Annotated in this window: 15 protein-coding genes and 1 tRNA gene; 9 read left to right on the top strand and 7 right to left on the bottom strand. The window is 60.3% G+C overall.

The window, feature by feature from the left end; genetic code table 11:
• Positions 1–44 precede the first annotated feature (44 nt).
• The 4 genes from HBOR_RS05270 to HBOR_RS05255 all read left to right on the top strand — a co-directional run bounded on the left by HBOR_RS05270 (position 45) and on the right by HBOR_RS05255 (position 4,445).
• A complete protein-coding gene (locus HBOR_RS05270; protein ID WP_006053905.1) occupies positions 45–1,136 on the top strand; it encodes an iron transporter in 1,092 nt (363 codons plus the stop codon).
• A 142-nt stretch (positions 1,137–1,278) separates the two neighbouring features.
• Positions 1,279–1,557, top strand: a complete 279-nt coding sequence (locus tag HBOR_RS05265) for a hypothetical protein (RefSeq protein WP_006053904.1) — start codon at positions 1,279–1,281, stop codon at positions 1,555–1,557.
• A 7-nt stretch (positions 1,558–1,564) separates the two neighbouring features.
• Positions 1,565–3,058: a hypothetical protein gene (locus HBOR_RS05260; protein WP_006053903.1), complete on the top strand. Its 1,494-nt coding sequence runs from the start codon at positions 1,565–1,567 to the stop codon at positions 3,056–3,058.
• Between the two features lie 79 nt (positions 3,059–3,137).
• Positions 3,138–4,445: a 5'-deoxyadenosine deaminase gene (locus HBOR_RS05255; RefSeq protein ID WP_006053902.1), complete on the top strand. Its 1,308-nt coding sequence runs from the start codon at positions 3,138–3,140 to the stop codon at positions 4,443–4,445.
• Positions 4,446–4,463: 18 nt separating this feature from the next.
• Here HBOR_RS05255 and HBOR_RS05250 read toward each other — a convergent pair whose 3' ends face one another.
• From HBOR_RS05250 to HBOR_RS19665, 4 genes are all read right to left on the bottom strand, one after another.
• Entirely contained in the window at positions 4,464–5,582 is a 1,119-nt protein-coding gene (locus HBOR_RS05250) for a DNA-methyltransferase (RefSeq protein WP_006053901.1), read from the bottom strand.
• A gap of 75 nt (positions 5,583–5,657) precedes the next feature.
• A complete protein-coding gene (locus HBOR_RS05245; RefSeq protein ID WP_006053900.1) occupies positions 5,658–5,834 on the bottom strand; it encodes a DUF5786 family protein in 177 nt (58 codons plus the stop codon).
• 89 nt (positions 5,835–5,923) lie between these two features.
• Complete coding sequence (locus HBOR_RS05240; RefSeq protein ID WP_006053899.1) at positions 5,924–7,921, bottom strand: hybrid sensor histidine kinase/response regulator; 1,998 nt, start codon at positions 7,919–7,921, stop codon at positions 5,924–5,926.
• A gap of 170 nt (positions 7,922–8,091) precedes the next feature.
• Positions 8,092–8,376, bottom strand: a complete 285-nt coding sequence (locus HBOR_RS19665) for a hypothetical protein (RefSeq protein WP_013440526.1) — start codon at positions 8,374–8,376, stop codon at positions 8,092–8,094.
• Positions 8,377–8,729: 353 nt separating this feature from the next.
• Here HBOR_RS19665 and HBOR_RS05230 point away from each other — a divergent pair, with 353 nt between their 5' ends.
• The gene (locus tag HBOR_RS05230; RefSeq protein ID WP_006053897.1) at positions 8,730–9,536 is read left to right on the top strand and encodes a hypothetical protein; all 807 of its coding nucleotides are present in this window, start codon (positions 8,730–8,732) and stop codon (positions 9,534–9,536) included.
• A gap of 390 nt (positions 9,537–9,926) precedes the next feature.
• On the opposite strand, the gene HBOR_RS05220 is transcribed toward HBOR_RS05230, so the two are convergent.
• A complete protein-coding gene (locus HBOR_RS05220; protein WP_006053895.1) occupies positions 9,927–10,835 on the bottom strand; it encodes a DUF6414 family protein in 909 nt (302 codons plus the stop codon).
• 342 nt (positions 10,836–11,177) lie between these two features.
• Positions 11,178–11,252, bottom strand: a tRNA-Val gene (locus HBOR_RS05215).
• A 247-nt stretch (positions 11,253–11,499) separates the two neighbouring features.
• Here HBOR_RS05215 and trpD point away from each other — a divergent pair.
• From trpD to trpG, 4 genes are read left to right on the top strand one after another with little or no spacing between them, the layout of a single operon-like run.
• Positions 11,500–12,537 (top strand): anthranilate phosphoribosyltransferase, encoded by a 1,038-nt coding sequence (trpD, locus tag HBOR_RS05210; RefSeq protein WP_006053894.1) that lies wholly within the window; start codon positions 11,500–11,502, stop codon positions 12,535–12,537.
• A gap of 3 nt (positions 12,538–12,540) precedes the next feature.
• Positions 12,541–13,188: a phosphoribosylanthranilate isomerase gene (locus tag HBOR_RS05205; RefSeq protein WP_006053893.1), complete on the top strand. Its 648-nt coding sequence runs from the start codon at positions 12,541–12,543 to the stop codon at positions 13,186–13,188.
• The gene (gene trpE, locus HBOR_RS05200) at positions 13,185–14,816 is read left to right on the top strand and encodes an anthranilate synthase component I (RefSeq protein WP_006053892.1); all 1,632 of its coding nucleotides are present in this window, start codon (positions 13,185–13,187) and stop codon (positions 14,814–14,816) included. The genes HBOR_RS05205 and trpE overlap by 4 nt, the downstream gene beginning before the upstream one ends.
• Positions 14,813–15,439, top strand: coding sequence for an anthranilate synthase component II (gene trpG, locus HBOR_RS05195; protein ID WP_006053891.1), 627 nt, complete (start codon positions 14,813–14,815; stop codon positions 15,437–15,439). Before trpE ends, trpG begins: the two co-directional genes overlap by 4 nt.
• A gap of 41 nt (positions 15,440–15,480) precedes the next feature.
• Here the strand turns inward: trpG and HBOR_RS05190 are convergent, their stop codons facing one another.
• On the bottom strand, positions 15,481–15,708 hold the full coding sequence (locus HBOR_RS05190; RefSeq protein ID WP_006053890.1) for a hypothetical protein: 228 nt from the start codon (positions 15,706–15,708) through the stop codon (positions 15,481–15,483).
• Positions 15,709–16,442 lie beyond the last annotated feature (734 nt).

Here is a 16,442-nt window from a genome sequence, read left to right as displayed (position 1 = left end):
CTGTCGTCAACTACGCTCGCCCGTCCACGGGTGAGAGACCTCTCATGGCCCCGCACATCACTCGTCGGCAACTTCTCGGAACGCTCGGAACCGGCACGCTCGTCGGTACCGCCGGGTGCCTCGACACGCTCGGATTCGAGACACAGTCTGCGTGGCGGGACCCCCCGCTTGTCGAGGACCGCCCGGATGCCGTCTACGTGCCCGCAATTACCGAAGGGATGAAGATGTACGGCAAGACGACAGCCGGTCCTTATGGCGTCGCATTGACGTACTCCTATCCGCATCGGTTCTGGACGCTGACGAACACCGAGTTCTCGAAAACCGTCGTGAGAGCAGACGACTCGGTCCATCTCATGGTGACGTTGTGGGACGCCGAAACGGGGACTGTCCTTCCACGCGACTCCGGCGTCACCATCGAGGTGACAAGAAACGGCAGTGCCGTTACCGAGGAAATCGCCTACCCGATGCTCTCCCAGAAGATGGGGTTGCACTACGGGTCGAACTACAAGCTTGACGGCGAGGGCGAGTACGAGGTACACGTCCGCATCGGCGGCGTCTCGCTCAAACGGACCGGATCGTTCGCGGGGCGGTTCGAGACGGCCGAGACGGCGACGTTCCCCATCACGTTCGACACCGACGAGTTGTACGACGTCTCTATCCAACGGCCCGAAAACCCGGGCGAGCCCGGAACCATCCCACCGATGGAGATGTCCGGTGTCCCGGTCGGCCGCGCGCTTGCGGCCGACTCCCTTCAGGGCCGCCATCTCGGCAAGGCGACCAGCGGAGACGCCGTCTTCCATACGTTCGTCATCGATTCTGACGACGCCAACAGCGACCGATTTGGTGACGGCGCGTATCTGTACGTGTCGCCGCGGACACCGTATAACGGTATTATCCTGCCGATGATGGGGCTGGACGCAACGCTTTCCCGTGGCGGTGAAACCGTCTCGGAGATGGATCTGACTCAAACGCTTGACCCGGAACTCGGCTACCACTACGGGGCGACCGTTGAGTCGGTTGCACCCGGAGACGAACTCCGCGTCTCGGTCGCCACCCCGCCGCAGATAGCGCGGCACGACGGCTACGAGACGGCGTTCATCGACATGGATCCGGTAACGTTCACCGTTCCCGAGTAATGATTCTCGATTTCCGAGTGACGGGTCACCAGCTCCCGAGAGAGAACGGAAAGCCTCAGGCTGGTGCGACGCCAACCACGCAACGAAAACCGAACGGCACACGAGACCACGCAACTGAGAGCTGACACACCTGAAAGACAACATGACGGAAACGACACACGCGACAACGGACCAACGGGCAACTGGGGTGGAGAGTCACACCTGCCGAGTCTGCGGACGCGCGTTCCCCGAATCACGCCTGCTCGTCCTGCACCGGGGCGTCCGTCACCCGAGCGTCCTCACCGGGGAAGAAAAGGAGGCGTATCGAGAGGCCTATCGAGAGGAGGAACGCGAGATTCGCTCCTTCCGAATCCGAGCGTTTGGCGTCCTCGTCCTCCTGTACTTCGGCTACCTGTTCATGTATATCTGGTTTGCGGGGTGACCTGTCTGTGACACGCCACCGCTTTGTCGCTCGCGCGTTCGCTCTCTGTCTCGCCGTCATCGGCGTCGCTCTCCTCGCTCGCGGCGTCGCCGCCAGCAACGCCGCCGTCGGGCTCGGGCAGGCGTCCCGCGACCCGCTTAGCGTCCCCCGGTGGCTCTACGTCGCCACCGGCGGTGCGACTATCGGCGCGTCCGCCCTTCTCGCCAGTTTCGTCACCGATAGGCGGTTCGTCCTGCGAATCCACCGCTGGACGCGGACGTTCGCAGCGCAGGAGACGGCACGCCGCGTCGGAACCGGTCTGCTGAACGCACTCGGAATCGGTCTGCTCGCACTCGTCGTCTACCGAGGGGTTGCCGGTCCGCAGATACCGACCGTGAATCTCGCGGTCGTCGTCGTCTTTGCAGGCATGCGCGCCGGATTCACGATGTTCACGTACCTCGTCGGCGACGTGTGGTCCGCGCTGAATCCGTGGCAAACTGTCGCCGCGCGACTCCCGAACGGATTCGTTGAGTACCCCCAGCAGTTGCAGCGATGGCCCGCTGTCGCCGGTCTGCTCGCGCTCGTCTGGATCGAAACGACGACCGGCGTGACGAACCGCCCCGCGCTTCTCGCAAGTGCCGTCCTCGGCTACTCCGCCGTCACTGTCGTCGGTGCTGTCGCGTTCGGTACTGGTCCGTGGTTCCGTAACGTGGATCCCGTTTCGGTCTTCTTCCGACTGTACGGCCGTGTCGCACCCTTCTCGTGGGACCGCGGAACGCTCCATGCCCACCTGCCGGGAATGCGTCTGGTTGACGACGAGTACGCGGAGCGCGAGTACGACGACGGCAAGAGCGATGGCAGCAACAGAACTGACGCTCACGGCAATAGCGACGATCACAGCAACAGCGGTCGCGTCGTGACCGGGATGAGCGACATCGCCTTCGTTATCGCCCTCGTCTGGGAGTTGACGTTCAGCGGATTCGTCACGACCCAACAGGGAGTCAGCGTCGTCCGCGCTCTCGTCAACGCCGGTCTTCCACCGCTCGCCGTCTACGGCGGTCTCTACCTTCTCGGTTTCGCGGCGTTCTTCGGCGCATATGTCCTCGCCGCCCGGATATCGGCGTCACGTCTACAGACGTACCGCGAAGCGCGGGAACTCGCCATCTGCTTTGCGCCCCCACTCCTCGCTATCGCGGCGGGGTACCACCTTGCGCACTACTTCGCGTTCTTCCTGTCGCTGTCGCCCTCGCTCTTTGCCGTCCTCTCTGCGCCGTTCTCCTCGCCGGCAAATCCGCTCGTCTTCACGCTTCCGTCGTGGGTGAGTATGCTCAATATCGCGTTCGTTCTCGGCGGTCACCTCCTTGCGATCTGGATCGCACACTCGACGGCGTACCGCCTGTTCCCGAGTCGCCTCCAAGCGATTCGGAGCCAGTATCCGTTTGTCTTGGTGATGATGGGCTACACGGCTCTGAGTCTATGGCTCATCTCCCTGCCGACCGGATCGCCGCCGTTTATCTCCTGAACGTCGCTCGTCCCTGCTGAACCGGCTACCACAATTTCGCAACCGCTTTTACCGCGGACACGTTGGAACGTGAGGGAACATGCTCCTCTCCGGAACCGTCATCGCCAACTCCGAGACCGTCATCGCCGACGGTGCCGTCGTCGTTGTTGACGACCGTATCCGCGCCGTCGGCGACCGAGAGACGGTGACAGACGCCCACCCCGACCACGAGGTCCGCGAGTTCGACCTCCTGATTCCGGGGCTCATCGGCGGCCACGTCCACTCGGTCCAGAGTCTCGGCCGCGGCATCGCCGACGACACCGCACTCCTCGATTGGCTGTTCGACCACGTCCTCCCGATGGAAGCATCGCTGGACGCAGACGGGATGCGCGCAGCGGCCGAACTCGGCTACCTCGAACTGCTCGAAAGCGGGACGACGACCGTCATTGACCACCTTTCGGTCTCGCACGCCGAAACGGCGTTCGAGGCGGCGGGCGAACTCGGCATTCGCGGCCGACTCGGTAAGGTGATGATGGATCAACGCGCCCCCGACGGCCTCATCGAAGACACCGACGAGGCCCTCGCGGAAACTGAACGACTCCTCCAGACCTATCACGGCAGTCACGACGACCGGATCCGCTACGCGGTGACGCCGCGATTCGCCGTGAGTTGTTCCGAGGAGTGCCTGCGCGGCGCGCGCGAACTCGCAGACACGTACGACGACGTGACCATCCACACCCACGCCAGCGAGAACCACGACGAAATCGAAACCGTCGAGGAAGACACCGGGATGCGGAACATCGAATGGCTTCACGAGGTGGGTCTGACCGGCGAAGACGTGGTGCTGGCTCACTGCGTCCACACCACGGAAGCGGAACGCGAACTACTGGCGGAGACGGGGACGAACGTCACCTACTGCCCCTCCTCGAACATGAAACTCGCCTCGGGCATCGCGCCCATCGTGGACTATCTCGACCGCGGCGTCACCGTCGCACTCGGCAACGACGGCCCACCGTGCAACAACACGCTCGACCCGTTCACCGAAATGCGACAGGCGAGTCTGCTTCAGAAGGTCGAGCACCTCGATCCGAAGGCGACGCCCGCACAGGTGATATTCGAGATGGCGACGATAAACGGCGCAAAAGCCGCTGGATTCGAAGATGTCGGCGAACTCCGCGAAGGATGGAAAGCCGACATCGTCGCGCTCGATACCGATATCACACGTGCGACGCCGCTTCACGATGCGCTCTCGCATCTCGTCTTCGGCGCACACGGCGACGACGTCGAATTCACCATGGTTGATGGCGAAGTCGTGTACGACGAGACGTTCGGCGGCCTCCAGACCGGTGATGCCGACGAGATTCGTCGGCGCGCCAGAGAGATAGAGTTCGACGGAAAACCGGCCTGATTCCGCAGTACGGACGCGTCACACCGTCTCGTGTGTGGCGATCCACTCGTCGCCGTCGCGCTGTACGTCCGAGACGACGCGGAACTGCAGTTCTTTCTCCTGTTTCGTCACGACCGGGAAATCGTAGTTTTCAGCGTCGTATCCCGGTGGACTGCCCTTCTCGATGCGCTTTTCGACAAACTCCCGGTGGTCATCAAGTCGCGCTTCGACCACCTCACGCGAGAGCGTCGGCGCACCCGTCGCCCGGGCGTCGAACGCGTCAACGAAGGCGTCTTCGAGTTCGTAGCCGACGGAGTCGCGTCCGGCGACCATCGCCGCCAGCGACGTCGTGCCGGTGCCGAAGAACGGGTCCAACACGGTGTCCCCGTAGACGGAGTACATATTCACCAACCGGTACGGTATCTCGAACGGGAACGCCGCCGTCCGTTCGCGGAGTTCGTCTCCGGACTCGGCATCGAGGTCGTAGACGTTGCCACCATCGGCAATCTCGCCGTCGCCGCTTCCGGTGTGTGCTCTCGTCCGTGCGGCGACTTCCTGACCGGTTCCGGCCACGTCCGTCCATACGTCCGAGAACCACGCGTTTCGCTCCTCCCAGAAGTACGCCGACTCGTAGCGTCGCGTTTCTCCGGGGTCGAACGCTCGCGAGTCGGTGCCGTTGCGGAACACCAGCACGTACTCGTGTTCGAGCGTCACGTAGGCGTTCGGCGGTATCATCCCGCTGCCCATGAACTTCGCCGCGCTGTTCGTCGGCTTTCGCCAGAGCACGTCGGGAAGCGGTTCGAAGCCGAGTTCGACGAACGCATCCGTCACGCGGGCGTGATTCGGATAGACGCGAAAGCTGTCGCCGACGGTCCGAGTGGCGTCGCCGACGTTGATGCAGGCGATTCCACCCGGTACGAGGACGCGGCTGATTTCAGCCCACACGTCGTCTAGGGCGCTGTGCATCGCCTCAAATGCGGCCTCACCGTCACCGTCACGGAGCGCGGGTCCCGCTTCGTCTGTGAGTTCTGAGAACAAGTCGTCCCACATCTCGACCATCGGGTACGGTGGTGAGGTGACGACGAGTTCGACGGCGTCGTCGGCTATATCGCTCATCGTTCGTGCATCGCCGACGACGACGCGGTGTCGAGACTCCACGCTCTCGGCGTACGTTTCGAAATCTGATATATGCTTCCCCTCGATAGGCGGATGTCGTCGCCTCCGCGCTGAACGTTACTCTTCGTCTTTCATCTCGCCGAGTCGGTCGATGAGGGCGTCCGTGGAAACGTCGCTTTCGACGGTGACGGACCCCTCGTGTTCGTGTTCGTGGGTTGTGATACCCTCGGCGTCGTCGTCCTCGTTCGACTGCTGTCGTTCCTGCTCGGACTCGTCGTAGCTACCAAAGCCCATAGCCCCGTTTTCTGTGTCGGACGGAAGAATCGAACGATGTCGCGGAGACATTGTTGCGGACGGAACGCACGGGAAACACTCGCTAACACTCACAGCGCTTCCGACACGGTTTCGATGTCGGTAAACTCGAACCGCGCCCCGCCACCGGTTCCCTCGGTGACGCACACTGACCAGCCGTGCCCCTTGGCGATTCTTTCAACGATAGCGAGGCCGAGGCCGGTCCCCTCTGTTTTGGTCGTATGGCTGGAGTCGAACACCGACGCTCGTTCGTCCGGTGGAATTCCCGGTCCATCATCCTCGACGTAGAAGCCACCCTCCACGTCACCGACCCGAACAGTCACCGATTCGGCACCGCGTTCGACCTTCTTCGACTGGCGCTGACTGTCCGCAGCATCGGCGTCGGCCGCGTGACCGGGGTTCGACTGGTTGCTCGTGGACCCGTGTTCGACGCTGTTCCGCATGAGGTTTTCGAGCAGCTGCCGGAGTCGGGGTTCATCGGCCAATAGCGTCCGGTCAGTCTCGACATCGAGCGACGCCGTCCCCGTTTCGACGGTCTCCCAACACTGCTCGGCCAGTTCCGCGAGATTCACCAGTTCGGTGTCGCCGATACGCTCCTCGCTCCGGGCGAGCGTCAAGAGATTCTCGATCAGCGTCTCCATTCGGTCGTGCGCCCGCTCTACAGCATCGAGGTGTTCGTTGGTACACTCGTTTTGTGCTAATTCGATGTGTCCGCGGGCGACGTTCAGCGGGTTCCGAAGGTCGTGTGAGACGATGGAGGCAAACTGTCCCAGCTTTTCGTTCTGTGCCCGGAGTTTCTCGTTCGTCTGCCGGCGTTGTAACTCGTAGCTGACCCACCGGCTCATCAGGTCTACGAGCGTTACTTCCCACTCCGAGAACTGGTCGTCTCGCGGTGTGGTTCCGTAGAAGCAAAACGTCCCGTACACGTCGTCATCGACGAACACGGGCGCGCCGAGATAGCATGCGATTCCCCAGTCGTCGGACTCGTCTTGGCCCGTTCGTCCCGCCGAATCCTGACTGATATCTCCGAGAACGAGCGTTTTCTCGGCCGTCGCGCATCGCTCGCAGTTCGTCACGGACACAGGAACAACATCACCGGCCTGAATACGCTCATCGTCGGTGGCGACGACCTCGAAAATGTAGTCGTCGCCGCGTATCTCCGAAAGCGTCCCGTACTCAGTTCCGAGTTCCTCACGGCCGAGTTCGAGTACTGCTTCGACCTGTTCTGTGAACGATTTCTCGCAAGCGGCGATGATGTCGTGCATCTCACGCAGAACGCGTTCGCGGGATTCGAGCATCTCGCGCTGGCGGTACCGCTCGGTGATATCCCGATAGTACACCGACAGGCCGGTCTCCGACGGGTACACTCGTACCTCGAACCACGTGTCGAGCGGTTCGTAGTACTCCTCGAACGACACCGGCTCTTGATTCTCCATCGCTTCGTGATACTTCTCATAGAAGGTTGTCCCGACGGCGTCGGGGAGTTCCTCCCAAAGATGTCGTCCTTCTATCTCTCCGATATCGTCGTCCATCGCGGCTGTGAGAACGGTCTTCGCCTGCTCGTTTAGGACCGTGACGTGCCAGTCGGCGTTGACGGCGAAGAACGCATCTGCCATCCGGTCGAAGACGGCTTGCCGTTCGGATTCGATACGGCGCTCCGTCCGATAGCTACAAACCGCATCTCCGATTCGGTCGGCCAAGACCTCGAACTGGTCTGACCCTTCGCGTTTCAGTAGATAGTCGGTGACGCCTGCGGATACCGCGTCGCTCGCAATCTCCTCGCTCCCCGACGCAGTAAACAGGATGAACGGAAGGTCCGAAGAGAACTCCCGAACGCGGTCGTAGAACGCCAGCCCTGTCGTGTCCGGCAACTGGTACTCGCTGACGATGCAGTGAACGTCGTCGCTCTCTCGGAGGTGTTCGAGTGCACACTCCGCATCGGGAGCTGTCTGTACGTCGAACGGAAGACTCTCACGGACGAGGGAACTCCGAACTCGGTCCGCGTAGTCGGAGTCGCCATCGACGTAGAGTACACGAACGGGGGCGTCAGGGATCACCGCTCGTCCCATGCACTCGCGGGTGTCATACGGCAATTGAGGCAGGCGAGGTTAAGAGCTTGTTCGTGGTCGTAACGTCCCGTCGAAACGGGCCAATGTTCGGTCAGACTGCCGCTGTCTCGCTTCTGTCGTGCTTGCTCCTCTCGGAACTGTGTGAACGCCGATACCACGATTCTGTGATCTCAGCGGTCGTCGTCGCACTGGACTTCGTCGTATCCCGAAAACGGACTCTCCGCTATCGACTCCTTGAACGCGGTGTATCGATCGACGAGGTCCTCGAACCGCGCTTCGGTAAGTGGAATCATTCGACGCTCACCGACTGCATCGACGTACGTTTCGACCGTAAGCTGGCCGTACCGGTTCCGAGTGACGTAATCGACGCGGTCCCCAGTGTGGACGGCCACGCAAAACCGGTCGGATGTATTCACGAGTTTCAGCGCATCCTTGTACGCTAACGTGTCACTCACGCGTCGGTCCCCGCTGGCGAACTCGCTACAGTTTCGGTATAACGGAGCCTCGCGCTGTGTGTCCGCTCCTCTCGTATCGACCCGCAGGCAGTTCGGACCGGACGCGTGCCACCAACGGCGGTCACACCGGATACCGAGAACTGGTGGACTCGTCTCAGCGTCGGTGATAGTTTCATACGTGAGAACTATCCCGACCTACCATAATTCCTATGTACTCGTCGGATACGGAACAACGGGTTCAGTTACGTCACCGGTATCAAAAACCAGCTCTGTTTGGGCACATTCGGTATCGAATCTGAGAATATCCCTCCGATAAAATCTGAACGCCCTCCGATACACCAAACCGAGAGCTTATGACGTTTCGTCGGCTGATTTCGGATCGTGCTTTCGAATCAGGGGACGAACACGAGTTCGGTGTCGTTTCTCCCGACGCTCGTGGCGAATCTGCTCCCTTTTTCGGGATCCTCCTCCTCGATTGGCGCGTCGGTGAGCTACTGGCGGTCTATTGGCTGGAGATTGGGACTGCACTCCTCGGGTACAGTGTCGCTGCGCTGTTCGCTCAACTTCCGATTGTGCTCGATGGCAGAAGCTTCTACCTCCCGGGTACGGGTCCCGACGTCGAGCGCCACGAAAAGTGGGAGCGCGAACCTGCTCCCGTCGAAGTCCCCGGGCCGCTTCCACCGATCTATCCGCGGAACATCCGGCTTGTTCTGACGTTGCTCATCGCGGGGTGCTTTATTCTGGGCTTCTTCTTGTTTGCATCTCCGGACATACTCAAGTCCCTCCGCTCGCCGTCGATCGCGCTAACAGCGGTTGGGATGATCCTCTCGGACTGGTACCGACTCTATCGTGAATTCTTCCGGGAAAAGCAGTACGAGGAGATGTCCGCATACATGGTACTGGAAATACCCGGCCGCTTCCTCGTTTTTGCAGCCTCCTATGTGGTACTGCTCAGTACTGTCGGTATGCTCACGCTGGCGTCCTTCCTCATGATCACGCAGACTGAATTCGCTCGTCTCGGTTTCGAGTTCGAGCAACTGGTCGCGGGGGCGATGGTACTCGGAAAAATCGCTGTCGAGTGGTCGCAGTTCCGGGCCGAGAACGAGGAGGACCCGACCGGATTCGCAACGTGGTTCCGCCCGGATAATCCGCGAGAGTGATTCGACTGGCTGGTGGCCTCGTTGTCGCTCAACTCTGAGAGCGGCGCGGGCACATTTGAGGAGAGAGCGGAGTTCACGGGTATCACGGACATCCGAGAGGTGAAAGCGGCGATGCTGAACCGACAGAACGGGAAAAGGGACGGTTTCGCGTCTTCGAGGCGTATCACGGCCGACTGGTTGATGCGGACGGCGTGTACGTGTTCGTCGCGTATGAGGCCGCCGGTCAGGAGATTCGTGTGGAGCGGATGCGGTCGGTGGAGGCAGGGATTTTACGGTTTCAGTTTTATGGGGCGGGAGGGGAACTGGGATAGCGATCAAGTGACCGTTGATGACTGTTCTATTTTCAAATTCTAATAGGTGTTTGATTCAGAAAACCAATCAAACGACGGTTTACCAGTAGATCGCGATTGGATCGATTACCATCCCTGGTCCTTCAATTATAAAGTCACCCGGATTCAGATCTGGAAGCTTGAATTGATTATCCTGTTCTTCCTGCTGTTCTTCTATAGAATCCATCACTTTCGCAACAAGTTCCGCTCGATTAGAACTTGCTTCATCATCAGAGGTGGCACTATTGACAACCCTGAGAGCTTCGACCAAATCCCAGATCTCTTTTTCGTCTAACTGCTCCTGTACGCGGCCTAAGATCGTATACTCGTTTTCGCCACGAAATCCTCGATAGCTGTTAACCCACGTTTGTCTCTCGTCAAGAACTACACCACAACTATAATCCGTGAAATCAGGAGAAACTTTCAGTCCAACCCACCCACCATATAGTAATTGGTATGCTTGCTGAGCTTGTCCAAAATCGGACTGACTTTGCATAATTTGAGCCAGTAACCCGTTCCCCGGCGGGGCTTCTGAGGTTGCTTTTGTGATATACTCAAGTGCCCCTAAGAGAGGATACAACGGGTCTGTTTTGCAGGTTCCTGTAATTTGAACAATTTCTCCGTCAGTTATCGAATTAAAATCGTCTTCCTCGGATATCTTATGAATTGTCTGACCGTCGTTTTCATCCAAAGCTCGTGTGAGTAGACTGAACCGATATTGATCATTGACGTGCTTGTCAGTTTGTGACAAGTTTCGTTCTGTATTTTCTGAGCTACTCGTACCTTCCACCCCTAAATTAAGAAGCGATCCAAGATTCAAACCTGCCTTACCACTCTGTTGTGAACCCTCTACATCAGTTTCCTCTGCAACGTCCCTTACCTTTTGAGGAACAGCCATAAACATTGACGCAAGAAGACTATTCACGGCCTGCGAATCTAAGTAAATGAATTGACGGACTTCTGTCGTCATTATCTCAGAAATTGTTATAATCAGTTAATTAACTTTCTCTGACTTTTCAGAGAACTGCCTCCTAATTAGGATAGCCAATGCTACCGTGTCCACTGTTCTCCGCCGCGCGGAAGCGGAATATTTTGATCAGGTGCCGTAGCCACACCGAACGGAGAATGTAACCCGGTTCGGTTCTCCCCGTCGCTCGACGCTACCGCGTCTTCGACGTGACCGCACCGCCGAGTGTCTGGCGGTGCTATGGGATGAAAATGTGTCCCGAACACCTGCCTTGAATCAGTTGTGCCAGCGAGAGTTCAAAAACCGCGTAGCGATCCGCTATGTGAATTGAAAGCGAAGAGGAAGTGGGTTGGGGCAGATTTGAACTGCCGGCCTCCTCCATGTCAAGGAGGTGTCATAACCAGACTAGACCACCAACCCGGTTTGCTGCGTACATCGCGCCCGTCTGAGCGCATTCACTCGTTTCCCGGGGATACAATTAAGGGTTGCGAATTGAGATGCTGTCGTCCGATTTTCTGCGTGGTTCGGTTCCATACGGCGTACGGGCGACGGAATCCGACGACGTACCACCGTCCCAGCAAGTCCGACGATTCCGGACCCCGACAGGCTTAAGCCAGTGTACTTATTTGTACATCGTAACCCGAACACGTACATCGGTGTCTCTACAATGACGATCCAAACGTACATCGAACGCGCGACGGAGGGCACAGATCTCACGCAGGACGAAGCGCGCAACGCGGCGCAACTCGTCTTCGAGGATGCAACAGAGGCGCAAATCGGCGCACTACTGACCGCCCTTCGTTCAAAAGGCGAGACCGAGACCGAAATCGCTGGTTTCGCACAGGGAATGCGCGACGCCGCCCGAACCATCGAACCCGACCGGACGCCGTTGGTGGACACCTGCGGTACCGGCGGCGACGACTACGATACGATCAACGTCTCGACGACCAGCGCAATCGTCGCCGCCGGGGCGGGCGCGGCCGTCGCAAAGCACGGGAACTACTCTGTCTCTTCCTCTTCCGGGAGCGCGGACGTGCTGGAAGTCGCCGGCGCAAACGTCGAGGCGGAACCGCCGGCCGTCGAGGAGGCCATCGAACGCGACGGCATCGGCTTCATGCTCGCGCCGGTGTTCCACCCCGCGATGAAGGCCGTCATCGGCCCGCGGAAGGAACTCGGCATGCGGACGATTTTCAACGCGCTCGGCCCGCTTACGAATCCCGCGGGCGCGCAAGCACAGGTCGTTGGCGTCTACGACCCCGAACTCGTTCCCGTTCTCGCGCGCGCACTCTCACACATGTCCGTCGAACGCGCGCTCGTCGTCCACGGATCCGGCATGGACGAAATCGCCCTCCACGACGAGACAGTCGTCGCTGAAGTCCACGGTGATGACATCGAAGAGTACACCGTTACGCCAGAAGACATCGGCCTCGAATCGGCCCCTGTCTCGGCTGTCGCGGGCGGCACGCCGCAAGAGAACGCCGCCGACCTGCGCGGTATCGTCACGGGCGAGGTGACCGGCCCGAAACGCGATATCATCCTCGCCAACGCGGGCGCGGCAATCTACGTTTCCGGACTCGCAGAGACCATCTCCGAGGGTGCCGAGGCCGCCGCGAACGCTATCGACTCCGGCGCGGCCGCTGCGACGTTCGATGACCTCTGCGGCACCGACGTCGAAACAGCCGACGCGGAGTCGGCGGAGGCCTGAGAAATGGTACGGGTCAAAATCTGCGGCGTCACCAGCGAATCTGACCTTCGCGCCGTCGAACGGGCGGGCGCGGACGCCGTCGGCTTCATCGCTGATGTTCCTGTGGACACGCCGCGTGAACTCTCGCTCGACCGGGCGGCCGAACTCGCTGCTGCCGCCGCGCCGTTTCTCACGACGACGCTCGTCACGATGCCTGAGACGGTCTCTGAGGCCATCGAGGTTGGATCGAGGGTGAAACCCGATGTCGTTCAGATCCACGGCGAGTTCGATGCCGAACAGTTCCGCGCGATTCGCGCTGGAGTGGATGCGCGGATCGCCGCCGTCGTGGACGCCGAACAGCCACAACGCGCCTGCGACCTTGACTCCGCGGTGGACGCCATCGTTGTCGATTCCGTGAGCGACAAGGGTGCGGGCGGTACCGGTAAGACGCACGACTGGGAGCAGACGGCGAAAGCGACTGCCGAGCTTGACGCGCCGGTCGTCCTCGCGGGAGGATTGACGCCGGAAAACGTAACTGAGGCAGTCGAGACGGTAAACCCGTTCGCTGTGGACGTGGCGAGCGGTGTCGAATCCAGCGGCGGGGTGAAAGACCACGATGCAGTCCGCGCATTTGTTGCGAACGCCGCCGAGAGACGGAGGGCAACGGCGTGACGTCCGTCAAAGGCGTCGCAGACGACCGACTATCCATCTCGCGCGAGGAGTTCGTCTCGCTGGTCGAGAGCGAAGATGGCCCCGTCGTCGCACACCTCACCGCTGACCTACCGACGACGACGCCGCTGACAGCCTACGCGGCACTTACCGAGCGAAGCGACTACGGCTTCCTGCTGGAGAGCGCGGAGAAAACCGCCTCCAGCGACCCCGCGGGGGCGTTCGCGCCGGAGCACGTAACGACAGACAGACACGCCCGCTACTCGTTTGTCGGCTACGACCCCGACGCCGTCATCACCGTCGGCCCGGACGGGGCCTCGGTCGAAACGCTCGGTGGCCGGGCGGCACGATACGTCACTCCCGACGGCGGCGACGTATTAGACCGCCTCAGAGGCGCGCTTCCGGATCTCCCGCGCGTCGGCTTCCCTGACGACGACAGACAACGACTCCGCGGCGGGCTGGTCGGCTTTCTCGCCTACGAGGCGGTCTACGACCTCTGGCTGGCGGAGGTGGGCGTCGAACGCCCCGAAACGGACACCCCGGACGCGCAGTTCGTCCTCACGACGAAGACGCTCTCGTTCGACCATGCCGAGGAGACGGCGACGCTCGTTCTCACGCCCGTCGTCGCTCCCGATGACGACCCCGAGGCAGTGTACGACGAACTCCGCGCTGAAGCTGAGGACGTGGCGACGGCGCTTCGAGACGCCGAGACGCCAGAAACGGGGGGATTCGTCCGCACGAGCGAGTCATCCGGACCGCGCGAGGAGTACGAGGCCGCAGTTCGTCGGACGAAAGACCACGTCCTCGACGGCGATATCTATCAAGGTGTTATCTCTCGCGTGCGCGAGCTCCGCGGTGAAGTGGACCCGATGGGGCTGTACGAGGCGCTTCGCGCGGTCAACCCCTCGCCGTACATGTACCTGCTCCGCCACGACGACAGACACATCGTCGGCGCGAGTCCGGAGACGCTCGTCTCCGTTCACGGCGACAGAGTCGTCTCGAATCCTATCGCGGGCACCTGCAAACGTGGGACGAGTCCCGTCGAGGACCGCCGCCTCGCGGGCGAGATGCTGGCCGACGGGAAAGAACGCGCCGAACACACGATGCTCGTTGACCTCGCGCGCAACGACGTACGCCGGGTGAGCGAGGCCGGGAGTGTCCGCGTCGAGGAGTTCATGAACGTCCTGAAGTACAGCCACGTTCAGCACATCGAATCGACGGTGACGGGAACGCTCGCGGACGAATGCGACAGTTTCGACGCGACGAGAGCCGCGTTCCCGGCTGGAACACTCACGGGCGCGCCGAAGGTTCGCGCGATGGAAATCATCGACGACCTCGAACTGACGCCGCGCGGTGTTTACGGCGGCGGTGTCGGCTACTACTCGTGGTCCGGTGACGCCGATTTCGCCATCGTCATTCGGACGGCGACGGTCGAACGGCGGGGCGGGGAAGACGTAATCTCCGTTCGCGCGGGCGCAGGACTCGTCGCTGACAGCGATCCGGCCGCAGAGTACGAAGAGACCGAACAGAAGATGGGTGGCGTCCTCGCGGCGGTCGAACGCATCGAACGCGAGGCAACAGACGACGGGACGGGGGGAGACGCCCCCGAAGTCGAGGAGGTGAGCCGATGACGCTTCGTGTCGTCGTCGTAGATAACTTCGATTCGTTCACGTACAATCTCGTCGAGTACCTCTCTGAGCAACGCATCGGCGACGACGAAATCGCAGTTGAAGTACGGAAGAACACCGCCTCGCTGGACGAGATTCGTGACCTCGACCCCGACGCAATCGTGATTAGTCCGGGACCGGGACACCCGAAGAACGACCGCGACGTTGGTGTGACGACCGAGGTGCTGACGACGCTCTCGAAGTCGATACCGACGCTCGGTGTCTGTCTCGGTCTGGAAGCGGCGGTGTACGTCTACGGCGGTAGCGTCGGCCACGCACCCGAACCCATCCACGGCAAGGCGTTCCCGGTAGAACACGACAGCCACGGAGTCTTCGCCGGTCTCGAACAGCAGTTTCAGGCCGGACGCTACCACTCGCTGGTCGCGACCGAAGTGCCCGAGTGTTTCGAGGTGTCGGCGACGACGGACCACTTCGGTGACGAACTCGTGATGGGCGTTCGCCACCGCGAGTATCCGATCGAGGCGGTGCAGTTCCACCCAGAAAGCGTCCTGACTGGCGTCGGCCACGACGTGGTGCGGAACTTCCTGCAAGCCGTGGGAAATGAACGCGCGGTCGCGTCGCCGTAAGGCCGGATATCCGCGTTGTGATTGTCCGTTCGCGCTGACGGTCAGATGCCCAGACCGAAGAAAGAGAACAACAGCAGGAGGCCGATGACGACAGCCGCGATAGTGACAAGACGCCACGCGACACGGAGAACGAGTCGCCCGATAAGGACGACAGCCGCGATAGCGATGACGACGACAAACGCCTGACCGAGTGGCGTCTGCAACATACCGCCAAACTGCATCGGGAGGGCTGCGAGCGTCGTGAGGACACTTGCTAGTGCAGGATACATGGCCGGGATATTACGCGCGGAGTGAATAAGTCTGTGGGAGTTTCCTCGGCACCCGCTGGGTCCATGCACGCTCTGTCTGTCGGCACCTCGTTGTCACCCCGATTTCGCTGTTCCGTCTCTTGCTGGGTCGGCATAGCACCCAACATATCTTAGAACAGTTCACTTTTTCTCGTGTACAATCTACTTTATTTGCTAATTTAACCGAGAGATCAGTACGATCATGCGAAATATCGATAGAGTATGCCCGCTCTCCAACGTCGTCCGTACGTCTGCGATCAGCTCAACTGACTCCAATCTGAAAGAGTGAACGAAAGCAGACAGTTTGGGACGCAAAGACGTGAATATCGAAGCCTTAACGCGGATGCTTACAACCGCGAATCAACGTTGAACTGCCCGCATCGGCCTACCAAGCAAGTACTGGGGTTTTTTGCAGAATTTAGAACTAACGGCTGAATCTAACTCGCATCATCATGTAGATAAATATTCTGATAGTATTGGTGCCGGTCGGTACTATATGAACTTCAAATACCCAAATCTAGATCGGTGAAGAGCGATCTTTGACGATTACATCGCTGATTTAACCCCCCTTTAGTTCTCTTGGATATCGTACTGCTGTCTGCTGATTTTCCTGCTTTTGAGATTACTTTCACTCCGCTTCAGCCAGCGTTATTGGTGTATAGCACATACCTAGACGCAGCCCTGTCGGACTCGATGGGTGCCGACCCGACAGAATG

The sequence above is a fragment of the Halogeometricum borinquense DSM 11551 genome (assembly GCF_000172995.2).
GTDB lineage: Archaea > Halobacteriota > Halobacteria > Halobacteriales > Haloferacaceae > Halogeometricum > Halogeometricum borinquense.
This window is presented reverse-complemented; position numbering and strand designations above follow the sequence as displayed.